Genomic DNA, 14554 nt, shown 5'->3' with positions numbered 1-14554 from the left:
GCCCCGATGTGTGAAAAAAGGCTTTTCTCTGGCGAGCGGCCGTTATACAGTTTTTGTGCTGCCGCAAAATCGGCAGCCGGGCGTAGGAACCCGTGTTACTCAATGGCGACACCAGACGCGCCATGCGTCTTTTTTTGTGTCTATGCCTCAGTGCACCCATTATCCGGGCAACGGTTCTTTCGCCGTTGCGCCGTCTGCGTAATGGTGGCCCGGGCGGGGCAGCCTTCGGGCTGGCCGGTATCCATTGAGGCCGGTATTCCTACCCCCGTCCGGGCTACCACCCATGAGCGTAGGAACTCCGGTGGTAGCAGCAACCGCTACTCAATGGAGATTGTCCTCATGACAACGGTCCTTACTGCCGCTCACTCTCAATTCACCTTTATTTTTGCCGCTATACGCCGCACCGATGCTGCCGCACGTCCCTGCATGCTGCGCACCGTGGCTGGCAATGAGCGAAGCGCCCGCGCCAGCCTCGCCCGCGATTACGTGCTGTCCTTTGCCGGTCGTCTGCCGGTTAAGGCGGTAGTCGCATGAACACGCTCACAAAACGCCTGAATAACAGTGAGACCTACCCTATTCCACACGCTGACTACCTGCGCCTGCTGCACGCGCACGCGGTCGGCGTGACCGTGCTCGATATGTTCGACTCGGTGAACGGCATGAGCGCGCGCGGCTGCGTGCCGGACGGCGCGGCGCTTGCCTCGGTCGTTGCCCTGCTCACCGACCAGCTCGGTAAAGTTGTTGAAACCTGTGAATCCCGCATGTTAGCCACGGAGGCCCGCCATGATGACCGTTAATCACTCCTGCTTACCTGTTGAAGTCCGCACCGCCGTTTACCGCCGCGCGCTGGCGCAGGGCTACCTGAATGCCTGCAAAGGCCTCGGCATCACCGTGTCAGCGACGATCGATGAGCTTCAGATGACCATTGCCCTTGAGCTGGAGGGCTTCTATGTGCGCCGCCACGGCCCGGACGCAGGCATGGAGATGGCCTGCACGATGCTGGGCGATATGGTTGAGCCTGACCTGCTAACCGCGCCGCCTCGCCTGACCCGACTTGGTGCGACCATGATGGATGAATTGTTTTGCAGCCAGCTTGCCGCGACTCGCCGCGCCACGTTGCACTGAGGGAGATTCAGCAAATGAAACACATTGTCTCTGACACGGTAAAAGCGGCCGCCGGATTCTGGCCGCAACTGCTGCCCGCGCTTGGCATCAGCATTCACGCCAGCGGCAGACACGGCGCATGTCCGGTTTGCGGTGGTAAAGACCGTTTTCGCTTTGATAATCGGGACGATCGGGGGACGTGGCACTGCAACCAGTGCGGAGCCGGTGACGGCCTGAATCTGGTTGAAAAGGCGCTCGACGTCAGCGCCAAAGAGGCGGCAATCAAAATCGCCGACATGCTCGGTGCGCTGCCACCTGTATCAAAAGCACCGGTGAACACATTGGATAAAGCTGTCGCACAATCTGAGGCCGCCGCGCGGGCGCAGAAGCTGATCGCCGCCGCCGTTAGCCGCACGGATAACGCCTACCTTTTATCGAAAGGGCTGCACAGCACTCAGGCGTTAACGCTGGCTGCGGGTTTTCGCTGTGGCGGTATCAGTTTTGCAGTTGGCGATCTGCTTGTGCCGCTGACCGATGAAACCGGCAACGCCGTTAACGTCCAGCTAATCAGCGTCGATGGCGACAAGCGCACCCTGCCCGGAGGACAGGTGAAAGGCACGTACTGGCTGGCAGGCGAGCCGGACGGCAAAACGCTATGGCTCACAGAAGGCTACGCCACCGGCCTGACCGTGCACCGGCTGACAGGCCAGGCGGTGTACGTGGCGCTGAGCGCCAACAACCTGCCCGCGCTCGCGAAACGGCTGCGAGAGTCACATCCTGATGCGATGATGCTGATTGCCGCCGACCGTGACGACAACGGCACCGGCCAGTTAAAGGCAGAGGAAGCGGCGAAAGCCTGCGGCGGTAAAGCCGCCCTGCCGCCGGTAGTGGGTGACTGGAATGACGTATGGCAGGCGCAGGGTGATATCGCCACGCAGGCGCAGCTCACCGCCTTCACGCAGCCGCAGCCACTCAGCCCGTTTGAATCCGTCAGCGAGGCCGACCTAAAGGCAATGAGCGCCAGCCAGAAGGCGGAACTGCTGGTCGCCCACTACGGGCAGGCGCTGGCCGTGCCGCCGGTCGGGGAGGAAATCTGCCGCTATGAAAACGGCGCATGGCAGGTGATGGAGGTGAAGACGCTGCGCCGGGAAATCGCCGCGCTGTTTCAAAAGGTGCGCGCCCCGTTCTCGGCCGCCGGTATCGGCAGCGTGCTGGACACGCTCAAGCTGATGGTGCCGCAGATGGGGGAACCGTCCCGCCGCCTGATTGGCTTCCGTAACGGCGTGTTTGATACCTCCACCGGCACGTTCAGCCCGCACCACCGCGAGCACTGGCTGCGCACCGTCAACAGCGTGGACTACACCGTCCCGCGTACGGGGGAAAACCTCGCAGACCACGCACCGGCATTCTGGCGCTGGTTAACGCGGGCCGCCGGACACTGTCACGACAAGCAGGAGCGTATCCTCGCGGCGTTATTTATGGTGCTGGCAAACCGCTATGACTGGCAGATGTTTCTCGAGGTTACCGGCCCCGGCGGCAGCGGCAAGAGCGTGATGGCTTCCATCGCCACGATGCTGGCCGGAAAAGACAATACCACGTCAGCCACCATCGACACGCTGGAATCCTCCCGCGAGCGCGCGAGCGTGGTGGGCTTCTCGCTGATTATCCTGCCTGACCAGGAGAAATGGAGCGGCGACGGCGCGGGCATCAAGGCGATTACCGGCGGCGATGCGGTGGCAATCGACCCGAAATACCGTGACGCCTACTCGGCACACATCCCGGCGGTGATTCTAGCGGTGAACAACAACCCAATGCGCTTCAGCGACCGCAGCGGCGGCGTGTCGCGCCGCCGGGTAATCCTGACGTTCCCGGAGGTGATACCGGCAAAAGAGCGTGACCCGCAGTTGCTGGACAAAATTAGCACCGAGCTGGCCGTCATCGTGCGTCACCTGATGCAGCGTTTCAGTCAGCCGGAGGAGGCCCGCGCGCTGCTACAGGCGCAACAGACGTCCGGCGAGGCGCTGGAGATTAAACGCCAAGCTGATCCACTGGTCGATTTCTGCGCCTACCTGATGCCGATAAGCACCACGACCGGCCTGTTTATGGGGAACGCCAATATCCGCCCGCTGAACCCGAAGCGCTACCTCTATCATGCCTACCTGTCGTTTATGGAGTCGCGCGGCCATCAGCACCCGCTGAGCCTGACTGCATTCGGCCAGGCGGTGCCGCAGACGCTGAAGGAATATGAGCGGATACTGCTGAAGCGCAGGACGAATAACGGCGTCCAGACTAACCTCACGCTGCATGAGGACAGCGAGGCCGACTGGCTGCCCGCGTGTAGTCAGTAAATCCTTGGAACATAAACCGGCTCAGGCCGGTTTGTTGTATATGATGAAAAATGAAATCGATCTAATGAAAATAGTCGCCAGAGGCAGCTTGGAGCGAGTATTAAACGTCAGCTTTTTGGTAAATGGTGTATAAGGAACACAGAGAACAATAAAATCGCGTAAACGCTTTTATTCCGAACATCCCTATTAATTTTTTAATTCACATTTATTTACAGCACTCGCCAAAAGCACTCATCGTTAGCTATGCATTCAATCCCCTTTAAGTTTTTATCAATATCTAACAGAAATTTATTCACCTCTGGACTGAGCGGTGATCTATAAACCAGTGCAAGAGCATTAATAAATACAAACTGTGATACAATCTTCATGTCTTCAAGAAATTCTTTCGTATCCTCAGCAGAGGCTTTTCCATAGGTAAGATATATACCATCACGATAGTTAGCCTTCCCTCTGTAACGAAATGCGCAATGCATGAAGGCTATTTTTTTAGGGAGTTGTCTATTTCTATCTTCTTTAGCAGCTTTACTTCTGAAGTCAGTGTATTCAGATTTTTTAAGAATCCGGTCCTTGGTTAGCCATGTGTAATATTTTGCATTTCCCGAAAGATACTCAAGAATCATTCCTTTCGCTGCGCTTTCACACTCAGGGAATTTTTTACTTAAGCTAAAACTCGCCGCTGAAAGATAGTTAGGTAAGAGTATGCTGTAATTCTCATTATCTAAATAGCTTGCCTTCATATTAAGAGGGTGTGGCATTTGGTCACATAAATTTGAAGCGAATGCTCTATAAACTGAAGCATGATTATCGTCTACAGATTGGCCTGTAGTACCAAACATTGATAAAAATGAGAAGTATATGGAGTAATACCATGTGACAATTGCACTAGGGAGTATCCATGATTCTTTACTGGAATTTTTAGCACAGGTCTGTAAAGAAAGGCTACCAGTAAGTGATTTGTACAGCGATTCAAAAATATAGCTATTATTAGAAGGGGATAACTTCTTCGGATATGCCGATTTAAAATGCCTAACGCAAGACTCAAATTGTTCTTTAGTTGAGCACCCATGTTCGTTGATTATTTCAAACCGAAGCGCCTTCATCCAATTAATCGTGCTTTGCCAAGCAAACACTGGCGCTCGAATATCGTTTTCTTTGATTACTTCGGTATATAGCCAGTTATCCATAATTTCTCCGAAAAATGCAAACGACCAGTAAAAAGTGATATTTAACAAGTTATTTAGCACCGTTCACTGATGCATAAAATTAAAATTTCGCCCTATAAATTTTAGTGATTTTTGGTGTGAATATCACACCAATAAACTGTAACTGACTTTGTAATACCTTGGCTTCTAACGGTTTCTCATATCACCGTGGTACGTAAACGAAAATCTAATAAGAATTATAGCTTACAACCAGATATGGTTCCGCCTGGAACTTACTCTTCATTGCTGTTTATTTTTCCATCATCACTGTCTCCGGAGGCGTGGCGTTCCTTCGACTCATTATAAACCTTGGTCTTTAAAAATTCACTTTGTGAACCTTTACTTCGTCTTTTCTGTTCAATCTCTTTATCTATCAGTCTGGGTAATATAGTTTTCTTCATGTAGAGGAGCATCATAGCGGATGTCGCTACAACAACAGGCGCCGTTAGCAGGAAAATTAATCCATCTGAATCTTTTAAACTTGGGAAAATAACGCTGTCAATATTATTAAGCATATCTGACTTGCTTTGAATTAGAGTAAGCAAAAAAGTAAACGCTGTAACCATTATTCCAATTAAAGCAGTTGAGGTTGATATGATTGAATCTCTTCGTGCTGAATAGTGCAAAATCGTATTTTTTATTTCACTAGGAAGTACTTCTGATTTTTTATTTTCCCCTTCAGATAAGTAGGTTCTAGTTAAGCCCTCGCAATATTTCTTTTTGTATTCAGACGGAATAAAGCTTGAGTCCATCACTTCCTTTATTAAATCCTCAGTAATTTCCTTTATACTATAAATATCGGAGATCAACACCCCATTTCTTCGTGCGGTAGCGGACATTAGACTATTGATTATTTTATGATCATGATGAATATTATCAGATATGGCCGAGCGCAGTGAGTATACAATCTCTCTATTTGTTGCATTAACTTTTCGGATATATTCTTTTTTATCTTTCTCAGAAAATAATTTCCTGCCAATCCATGTTGTAGCAAGTCCGCTCAATATCCCACCGACGATACCAACAAACCAAGAGTTATTGATGAAGTTCCAGAGTTCCATTTTAGCACCAATGATTTCTTTTTTATCAATATATTTCCAAAACCCAACATATGCAATAGAATGTTACATAGTCATAATTCTTTGTTGAGAAAAAAACTTAAACAGAACCAGAATAGAAAAAAATCATATATTTATTAGTAGGTTAGTAAGTATTGCTTGATATTCGTAATACACTCATTTACTTCAGTGTAGGACTGTCAGACTGGATACCATAGTGCTGGCGCACTAATAATGGGGGCTGGCACTAAACCGTAACTGAAATCTCTTCCTTGCACTTGCATACCTTGAATCGTCTATAAGCGTGATTCTCACATCGGAATGAATATATCTGGTCCTGAGTTAGCATCGACCGGTGTAAAGCTCTAACATGGTTAGTTGATTTAGACTTTGAACAAGGGTGGTGATTACTTCTTGATGCAGACTCAAGCACATCACAAGGATGAACAGTCATGTACAGTATCGGCTTTACTAGTCATACTATAACTATATGTTTTTAAAGCATTAATCTACACGGTGAATAGTGTGAACACTTTTAGGCAAAATCTTTTTGATCATTTGAAGTTGAGTTGAGGGTGAGTATGATACGAGTCGACTGTTTAATGTATGTATAAGAATGTGTATATCAATCAAAGAACAAAAAAATTTAACAAATAAAAACAACAGCATACAAAAAAATATTACTCCTGTGATCTTCCGCCACTCTTACTCCTTTCAATTCAAGCTACATCAATAAAAATCTTAAAATCTGCAAGTTAGGTTCAACTCGTACTCTCCTGATGTCACTCTAAATCTACTCAATTCAACTCCCATAACGGGGTATTTAAGGGGGGTTTAAAATTATCCCACAAAATTGATCCCCCTAGAGGGGATGGAATGCACTTAACTGACGTCAAGGTGCGCACTGCAAAGCCCCTCGATAAACCTTACAAGCTCGCTTATGGCGGTAGTCTGTACTTGCTGATAAATCCCAACGGTTCTCGCTATTGGCGAATGAAGTAACGCGTTTTAGGACGTGAAAGTTACTGTCTATCGGTGTTTATCCTGATGCCGCTTGCTATGGCACGTCAGAAACGAGATGAAGCCGGACACAGCTTTACAGCCGAAGATGATCCGGCGCGATTAAGAAGGTACAAAGGCAAGCTAGGAAAATCGCTACCGCAAAAACTTTCGAGGCAATTGCGCGAGAATGGCACAAAGCTAAAGCTGACCGCTGGTCACTTCGTTATCGTGAGGAGATTCTAAGCACGTTCAAAGAGGATATCTTTACCTTTATAGACATGAAATTGATTGCTGACATCGAGCCGCTGGAACTGCTGAAACACTTAAAAGAATGGAAAAGCATGGTTCATTAGAAAAGATACGTAAAGTGCGCCAACGCTGCTGCGGATTATCAAGCTCAAGCTTATGGCGCTAAAACTCAGTGATCTGTGAGAATACTCGTCACTAACGCACGAAAAACCAGAGGTGATATTGAGTCGCCTAACAGGTGAAACGCTGACAAAAGCGGCTGCTGGCGTGCGATTTGATATGGAGGGTGAGCCAGTGTTAGCACAAATAGGACTTCATCGCCTTGCGCTGACCGGCGTTGATATGGGTCTCTATAACAGCCCGGTAGTCGTTCATAAGCTACGACATGAGCTGAAAGAAAAGTGCGCGCAGAAGGAGAATAAACAATGATGCGCTGCCCGTTCTGCCGCCATTCGTCGCACGTTAAAAGCAGCTACTATCTGTCTAAACAGGTGAAGTAAGCTTATCATCAATGCACGAATCTGGTGTGTTCCAACACGTTCAAAACTAATAAGAACATCGTGAAGATGATCACCTGCCTACCCGAGCCAGAACAGATTACCGCCCCGCCGCAACTAACTCCGCAACGGCAACCGCAGACGCTGGGGCGCACGGCTCTGCCTTCCGACATTGATAACAAATACTCTGCAATCCCTGCCAATTGGCGGGGATTTTTTTGTCTCAACTCTAAAGATTTTCTGGACATTGGCGAGTATAAAGAGGAATGCATACATAGGGTGCATGGATTTGCATGCAGATTTCGCTCGGTAGCAGCATACTTAGAAGCCCATATGGCACGGCCTAAATGCCATCATGCACCTGCATGAAAAGCTATGCATAAAGCGGACAGGCGTGGTGGGGATAGCATTGCGCGCAGGCTAAAACTAGATTTTGGTGCGGTAATGAAGAAAATTATGATTAAATAGATGCAGCAATCTTTCACAAGTAACTTAAACAGATCTCAATGGTAACTCTTTATGCAAGAACTTGATCTTTTTACTGAGCAGGCTGAGTATATAGAAAAGGATGCTTTCGAAAAGTGGACAACTACTCATATTGACGAAGAACTTTACATAAAAAAATTAAGTCAAGGTGGGGCTAAGTTAATTGTTGGCCCAAGGGGCTGTGGCAAAACAACTTTGATGCTTAAAACATATTACAGTTGTTTAAAGACTAAAGCGACCCTTGGAATTTACGTTAACTTTAAATCATCACTTAAGCTTGAACCGCTCTATAAAAAAGAATCGAGTGCTCAATTCTGGTTCAATCAATGGATGTTATTAAAAGTTATTGAAGGCTTACATGAGACTTTAGATAGTATAAATAAGAGGAGAGGATGGAAAGGCAAGTTTTCACAAAAGTTAGTTTCTCGATCCTTAAATTTACTTGAAATGGGTAGAATAGACTTATTCAAAAGTGAAAGTATAATTACTATTGAAGATATCGTAACTGAAATCGAATTTTCTCTTGAGCAGACTAAAAGAAAAAGATGCGTTATCTTATTAGATGACGCCGCTCATGCATTTTCTAATCAACAACAGCAAGATTTTTTTGAATTCTTTAGGCAAATAAGAAGAAAAAATATTTCGCCGAAAGCTGCAGTTTACCCTGGTGTAACTAACTATTCACCTTCATTTCATATTGGGCATGATGCAGAAGAAATTGATGTATGGATGCGTCCTAATAGCGATGGCTATATTGACTTCATGCACTCAATACTTAAAGCAAGGTTTAGCCAAAAGATTTATGAGAAACTAACCAGTGATTTAAGTTTATTAAATCTTGTATGCTACTCATCATATGGTTCCCCGCGTCTTCTCTTAAATATGATATCACGTTTGTGTAAAGATACTGGAGATGGTGAGGAAGATATCAAGATAACTGATTTTAATAGCCAAAAAGTAATTAGATCTATAAAGGATTCATTTAGAAACACCTACAATGTATATGAATCGCTTCGTGTGAAACTCCCTATGTATTCAAAATTTATAGATGTGGGGGATAAGGTTTTTGAAAAAATGTTATCCATACTAAAAGACTTCAATAGAAATCATCGAGGATCACCTCAAAAACAATCCTCTATAATTGCTATCCGTCGGCATATACCGTCTGAACTTGAAAAAGTTTTTGGTTTTTTCCAGTACGCAGGTCTTATTTCCCCTATGAATCCAAATAATAGAGGCGAGAAAGGAATATACGAATACTTTGAAATTCATAGCGCTGCGATTATTGATAGAAATGTATTTTTCAGCAGAACATCAATAAATAAAGAAGATTACTGCCAAGCCTTCAGTAATAAAACAACGCGTCAAACACCTCAACATTCTGTTGAAGCATTAGTAGGTGGGGATGATATTCCCAAAATGTTTCATCTATCACTCCCCCCTTGCACTGTTTGTAAAACTCCACGAGTTTCTGAAAATGCTAAGTTTTGCTCGCACTGTGGTGCATTTTTAACAGAAGCCTCAGTATTTGAGGGAATAGTACAACAGGATATTGAGGTATTACCTATCACGAAGGAACGAGCAGCTACGATTAAGAAACACAGCAAAATAAGAACAATAAAAGATATATTGATGGACTATGACAACAGTGAGTTGCAAAGCGTAACAATGATTGGCCCTTTCTGGTGTAAGAAGATAAAATCCTATGCTGAAGAGGTAATTGTATAATGTCTTTAGTTAGATGGAAAAAGAGCGTTAATGGCTCTGCTGGCACCATAACACCGACACTGATACAAAATTGTATTGTTCATAAAGCTCGTAATGGAGAAGCACCAATTGACACTTTTTATAGTGAAACACGAGCTATCCAGGGTAAGTTTCTTCCCCGCGAATATGATGACTGTGAGTGGTTAGGCTCCTTTTTAAGTCTAGGAATTTTCTCATCTACAGAAAACTACTTTAGAGAAATGTTTTCAGAAATATTATTCTTATGCCCATCATCTCAAAAGTCAGCAGCCGAATCACAAATAAATCTAGGATCTCTTTTATGGCATCCAACCACTGACTATCCTCGCGGAGCTTTTGAAAACTTCTCATTCGCTGATGCTAACGTGATAAAAAATACAGCTAAAAAATATATTAAAGTTGATTTTAACACCCCCGAGCTGAACACTGTATTTGAAAACTTTGACAACATTTGCGAATTAAGACATGGCATTGTGCACTCTAGCAGGATAATAGCTGGGAAAAATGCAATAAAATTAGGGATTAACAGTTCAGTTAATAAGAGCTGCATCGTAATAAACTTTGACGAACTTCAAGAAATATTAGCGATATGTAATAGTTTAGTTAGCTCGGTAAATACTTACCTATTTGAACAATTATGCTATAGGTGGGCTATTGAGTGGAGACGCCTACCTTCTTGGAGATCAGAGCATCAACATGAAAAGTTCAAAAAGATATGGAATTTACTACATTCAAATGTTGATGAAACTCAAGGCAGAATACCTGAAAATATGAGCATGATAAAATGTCGAAATCTTGTTAAAAAGACATATGGGCTGACATAATAAAATAGAATATTATTTACATAAATTGATAAGAGTCTGGGTACATATCAGTACCTAGGCATGCTTCCTTAAATAAGCTAGGTTAGGAAATTAAAGCACTGATTCACACAATATTATTTTTTTGGAATATTTTTGGAGGTATATTTTTACACCCAACCCCAGAAGCCCTTACAAAATAATGGACTTTAACAAATTGACACTCATGTTATCTTCCGCCAATTTGCTTTTTCTGAATTCCACCGCTTCAGGTGATCATTTTTACAACCTGTAATTAGCGCTAACTCTAATCTTTCGTTAACGCTAATGAACGCATCTGACAGAACTACCTTAAATATTTACAGGGTGCCTTTCAGATACGTACTCATTCAAGCTTCCTTATTACTTTTAATATCCCATCCCGACTGCGACTCAGCACCTTTACCGCCAGAGGAAGACTGTTCCCAATACTGAATCTTAACTTTTGAAGCCTGAAACTGATAAGATAAGGCTAAAAGCTCTGAATGGTTTGCTCCATTGAAGAGAACGTTGGTAATAAGGACATCTTCCAATGTTATCCTGCAATATTCAGTTTGGCTGCCCCCTGCCTTACAGGCGGAAAGTTCCACCTTACTAATATGGTTGCCGTTCGAGACATACTTCATCACTGCTGGTGTGGCTTTGTCGATATGAGTCTGAACTGTTAGGTCCCGGTACTGCACTTTTCCTGCACCACCACCGCCACCCACACTCATGTTGCCTGGCTGACTGGCACCCCAGGTAAAAGAATCAACATTAATCCATCCCTTATGATTCGAGTCTTGAGATTCGCCTGTGATGCCTTCAATTTTGAGAAAAATATCAATGCTCATTTGTCTTCCTTTTCGACTCCAGTTATTTTAGGATCTGATTAGCCCTGTTAATTGAAAGCTATGTTTACACAAAGGTATCGTTATGGACAACTACTGGAATAAGAACAGATTTTCAGATTACTTCCTCACAATGGGTAATCTTCAGGCAAATCAACTAGTAAGCTTAGCTAACAATCTTTCTCTCATTCATCTGAAAGATGGAATGCTTAGGATGCGATTTCATGATGAAGTACGGGACTTCATTAATCTTCAACTTAATACCATCCGTTCTGCTACCAGCGATGAACAATGTCAGGAGTGCATTCAGAATCTTAAGAAAGAGTCTCATAACCTTTCAATTCAGGACAGAATGCTCAGAACCGGCCAGGCGACGATATCCTCATCAGTAAAGTTCTACCATGATAATGAAAAGGTCATCGGTTATGTTATTGACGGTATAAGCGTTGTCCTAAGTGGCTTACAAATTGTGGCAGGGGCGGGTGTATTAGTCGGGTCTGCAGCAACAGGCAATGTGCTAGGCGTAATCGCCGGTTCAACACTCATTATGAATGGTGTAGGTTCAGGTATTGAAGGAATTGGAAAGCTGAGAGGTGTACCTAACCCTTCAAATCCGGTCAGAGACGCATATGAGGATATAGCTGAGTTTTTTGGATTTGACCAAAGGCTGGGATTACTTGCATATCAGGTAGTTGATTTAACCACCTCTTATTATGGTATTTTCAAACTTACATTAAAGCCGGAAGCCTGGAGATTATACAAATATCTTCCTGCTGATTATTATCGCAAAGTTCAGACTATGAGCAAGCCCGCCCTTGCTATAAAAGGTGCAGGAGCGGCGATCAAAGGGACTGGAATAGGTTTGAATCTTTATCAAATGCAAAACAACCCTGCAAATAATTAACTATTATCGTTCTTCTTAATAAACCTATAGGCTTTCCAGGATAATCTCAATGGAGTAACGAAATAGATAATCAAAAAAGCGAAGCCAAGGACAATCACATAAGAGAGGAAATCTGATTTATCGGCATTAAGGGCACCATATAATCCTATGAGGATCAATATAGATACTCCGATAACACCTCCCCAAAAACGTTTGCTTAAATCAATAACCAGAGTTTTAAGGGTATCAGATTGGGACTCATCCTTTTTTACGATACTCCTGAGCTTGCCGATATCTTTAGTAGTGAAACCATTATCAAACAGCTTTTTCTCATATTCGTTCATATAAATCATCCCGATTAGACATCCTGTTCCGAATCAAATATATCACAATCCAATGATGAAAAGCCACATGAAATCCAGGTATGCCACGCCAGTTTGATTGAAATATGAATACAAAGTGGCATGGCTCCAATACCCATCTCAATTTATAAAATAAAAAATACATCAATCCACTCTTCGTCATATAAATCAATGAATTAATAAGTTTTGATATTAACAACCAAGCCTGAGGATTTAAAGTAGCTTCTGGCTTATACGCTCTCACTCAGACTCGTTAGATATGAATCATTAGAAAACTTGCACGAAACTCAAGTTTGATGTGCTGCCTGCAAATCCGGTATCAATTAAGCATAAATGAAACCGGAATCACCACCCTCAAATTCATAAAGTCATCAGACCAAAAGGGCAACACTGTCTTTGCTCGGAACGCTCATAATTTTTCAGGTTTTTAGTTATTGCTGCGATCTGCTGCCAGATTCAGTAAACCGGCTTGTGCTGAATGACTTGATCGGTAGTATGAATGTGAGAGCTGCCCGGTTCTTGTATCAGGTTCAACTCTCCGGTCAAAACCAGTAGCTATGAATCTCTTAAATTCATAATTTAAAAACATCACCCTACATCGGTGATCTTCCGCCACTCACCACTCAGGCCCAGCCATGCTCATCCATCCATCCGACAATCTTCCGTTCTCTGGCGATCCGCGTAAGGAAGAACTGCGCCAGCGGCTGCTGCGGCCGGATGCGCCCAAAGTCATTGCCGTGTCACTGTCGAAGGAGCTGGATCGCGAGCGACGCACGCATCGTCATGCCGCCGGTCAGCTGTTTTGTCTGCGCCAGGGATTGATGACGGTGAACACCTCGTCGGGCATTTTTGCTAATCCGCCGCGGCTGGTTGGCTGGATTCCGCCGTGGTTTGACCATGCCCTTGTCGGGCCGGGGCGCGTGCTGGGCTGGACGGTACTGATTGACGAAGCGCTGGCTGCGCCGCTGCCGGATCGGCCGGTGCTGCTCTCCTGCCCGACCGTGCTGGAGCCGCTGGCAGAACGGCTGGCGGTGCTGGAGCCTGAACTGTGGAGCAGCGCGCGCTATACCCGACTGGGTCAGGTGTTTCTTGATGAACTGTACGAATCCACGCCGCAGGAACTCACCCTGCCGCTGCCGGATGAGCCGCGGCTGCGGCAGATTGCACGCCTGCTGATGGACGATCCGGCTGATACACGCACCGGGCCGGAGCTGGCGCAGTGGGCTGGTCTGAGCGCGCGCAGCCTGAGTCGCCACTGGTCCAGCGCGGTTGGCATGAGCCTGAGTAAATATCGTCAGGTGTCGCGCCTGCTGAAATCGCTGGAAGGGCTGGCGGCAGGCCACAGCGTGCAGCAGGTTGCCTGGCAGGTGGGCTTCGACAGCGTCAGCAGCTATATCAGCGCGTTTCGCGCCGCCTTCGGCTCAACGCCAGGCAAATACTTTACGACGCCAGCCGACTCTGCGAATGCAGCATCAGCAGGCTAGCCGGACCGTCAATCGGTGGCAGGCTGTGCCGGTATTTGCGGCGAAAAGCGCCCGGCGGCAGGTCAAACATGCGCCGAAAGGTGCGGCAGTAGGTTTGCTGTGAATCGAAGCCAAACTGCAGCGCAATCTGCATCAGCGACGTGTTACTGCTGAGCAGGGTGATGACGGAAGCCGTTAGCTTCCGTTCACGGATATAGGCTCCCAGCGCCACGCCAGTATAGCTGCGGAACAGCCGCTGCAAATGCCACTGCGAATAACCGGCCCGCCGCGCGACCGTCTCCAGCATGAGCTTTTGTTCAATATTCGCCTCTATCCACATCATCAGCTGATGCATAAAGGCTGCGTGAATATCCATCCTCTCCTCCTGATGCCGTGGTGCGACTCAATCTGCGACATTGTAAAAACAGGACGACTGGCTGTGTTTGCGCATAAAGCCAATAAATAGCGATAACTCGCCAATTTAC

General features: G+C 45.9%; 13 protein-coding genes and 1 pseudogene. 9 read left to right on the top strand and 5 right to left on the bottom strand.

Annotated features, from left to right (window positions below; genetic code table 11):
• The first annotated feature begins 6 nt into the window (after window positions 1-6).
• From AC6I79_RS00450 to AC6I79_RS00435, 4 genes are read left to right on the top strand one after another with little or no spacing between them, the layout of a single operon-like run.
• Window positions 7-534, top strand: coding sequence for a host cell division inhibitor Icd-like protein (locus AC6I79_RS00450; protein WP_498027507.1), 528 nt, complete (start codon window positions 7-9; stop codon window positions 532-534).
• Window positions 531-797 carry a hypothetical protein gene (locus tag AC6I79_RS00445; RefSeq protein WP_058781704.1) on the top strand — a complete coding sequence of 89 codons (267 nt, stop codon included), beginning with the start codon at window positions 531-533 and terminating at the stop codon, window positions 795-797. Before AC6I79_RS00450 ends, AC6I79_RS00445 begins: the two co-directional genes overlap by 4 nt.
• Window positions 784-1125: a DUF5375 family protein gene (locus AC6I79_RS00440; RefSeq protein WP_498027506.1), complete on the top strand. Its 342-nt coding sequence runs from the start codon at window positions 784-786 to the stop codon at window positions 1123-1125. The genes AC6I79_RS00445 and AC6I79_RS00440 overlap by 14 nt, the downstream gene beginning before the upstream one ends.
• A 14-nt stretch (window positions 1126-1139) precedes the next feature.
• Window positions 1140-3452, top strand: a complete 2313-nt coding sequence (locus tag AC6I79_RS00435; protein WP_498027505.1) for a primase-like DNA-binding domain-containing protein — start codon at window positions 1140-1142, stop codon at window positions 3450-3452.
• Between the two features lie 209 nt (window positions 3453-3661).
• Here the strand turns inward: AC6I79_RS00435 and AC6I79_RS00430 are convergent, their stop codons facing one another.
• Together AC6I79_RS00430 and AC6I79_RS00425 are read right to left on the bottom strand one after the other, a co-directional pair.
• Window positions 3662-4636 (bottom strand): hypothetical protein, encoded by a 975-nt coding sequence (locus tag AC6I79_RS00430; RefSeq protein ID WP_498027504.1) that lies wholly within the window; start codon window positions 4634-4636, stop codon window positions 3662-3664.
• Window positions 4637-4887: 251 nt separating this feature from the next.
• Window positions 4888-5715 carry a hypothetical protein gene (locus tag AC6I79_RS00425; protein ID WP_498027503.1) on the bottom strand — a complete coding sequence of 276 codons (828 nt, stop codon included), beginning with the start codon at window positions 5713-5715 and terminating at the stop codon, window positions 4888-4890.
• A gap of 873 nt (window positions 5716-6588) precedes the next feature.
• On the opposite strand from AC6I79_RS00425, the pseudogene AC6I79_RS00420 reads away from it, so the two are divergent.
• From AC6I79_RS00420 to AC6I79_RS00410, 3 genes and pseudogenes are all read left to right on the top strand, one after another.
• Window positions 6589-7096 (top strand): annotated as a pseudogene (locus AC6I79_RS00420) (tyrosine-type recombinase/integrase); the annotation flags it as partial.
• Window positions 7097-7979: 883 nt separating this feature from the next.
• A complete protein-coding gene (locus AC6I79_RS00415; protein WP_498027502.1) occupies window positions 7980-9674 on the top strand; it encodes an ORC-CDC6 family AAA ATPase in 1695 nt (564 codons plus the stop codon).
• Window positions 9674-10516: a hypothetical protein gene (locus AC6I79_RS00410; protein ID WP_498027501.1), complete on the top strand. Its 843-nt coding sequence runs from the start codon at window positions 9674-9676 to the stop codon at window positions 10514-10516. The genes AC6I79_RS00415 and AC6I79_RS00410 overlap by 1 nt, the downstream gene beginning before the upstream one ends.
• Window positions 10517-10881: 365 nt before the next feature.
• On the opposite strand, the gene AC6I79_RS00405 is transcribed toward AC6I79_RS00410, so the two are convergent.
• The gene (locus AC6I79_RS00405; protein WP_150059700.1) at window positions 10882-11364 is read right to left on the bottom strand and encodes an Hcp family type VI secretion system effector; all 483 of its coding nucleotides are present in this window, start codon (window positions 11362-11364) and stop codon (window positions 10882-10884) included.
• Between the two features lie 82 nt (window positions 11365-11446).
• Between AC6I79_RS00405 and AC6I79_RS00400 the strand changes: the two genes are divergently transcribed.
• Window positions 11447-12265, top strand: a complete 819-nt coding sequence (locus AC6I79_RS00400; protein ID WP_150059699.1) for a DUF4225 domain-containing protein — start codon at window positions 11447-11449, stop codon at window positions 12263-12265.
• Here AC6I79_RS00400 and AC6I79_RS00395 read toward each other — a convergent pair.
• Window positions 12262-12588, bottom strand: a complete 327-nt coding sequence (locus AC6I79_RS00395; protein ID WP_136546269.1) for a hypothetical protein — start codon at window positions 12586-12588, stop codon at window positions 12262-12264. The two genes, AC6I79_RS00400 and AC6I79_RS00395, sit on opposite strands and share 4 nt — an antisense overlap.
• Before the next feature lie 653 nt (window positions 12589-13241).
• On the opposite strand from AC6I79_RS00395, the gene AC6I79_RS00390 reads away from it, so the two are divergent.
• Window positions 13242-14090, top strand: a complete 849-nt coding sequence (locus tag AC6I79_RS00390; protein ID WP_498027500.1) for an AraC family transcriptional regulator — start codon at window positions 13242-13244, stop codon at window positions 14088-14090.
• Here AC6I79_RS00390 and AC6I79_RS00385 read toward each other — a convergent pair.
• A complete protein-coding gene (locus AC6I79_RS00385) occupies window positions 14047-14445 on the bottom strand; it encodes a helix-turn-helix domain-containing protein (RefSeq protein ID WP_058775597.1) in 399 nt (132 codons plus the stop codon). The genes AC6I79_RS00390 and AC6I79_RS00385 overlap by 44 nt on opposite strands.
• Between the last annotated feature and the right edge of the window lie 109 nt (window positions 14446-14554).

It is taken from the genome of gamma proteobacterium symbiont of Scutellera amethystina, from assembly GCF_059730845.1.
This window is presented reverse-complemented; position numbering and strand designations above follow the sequence as displayed.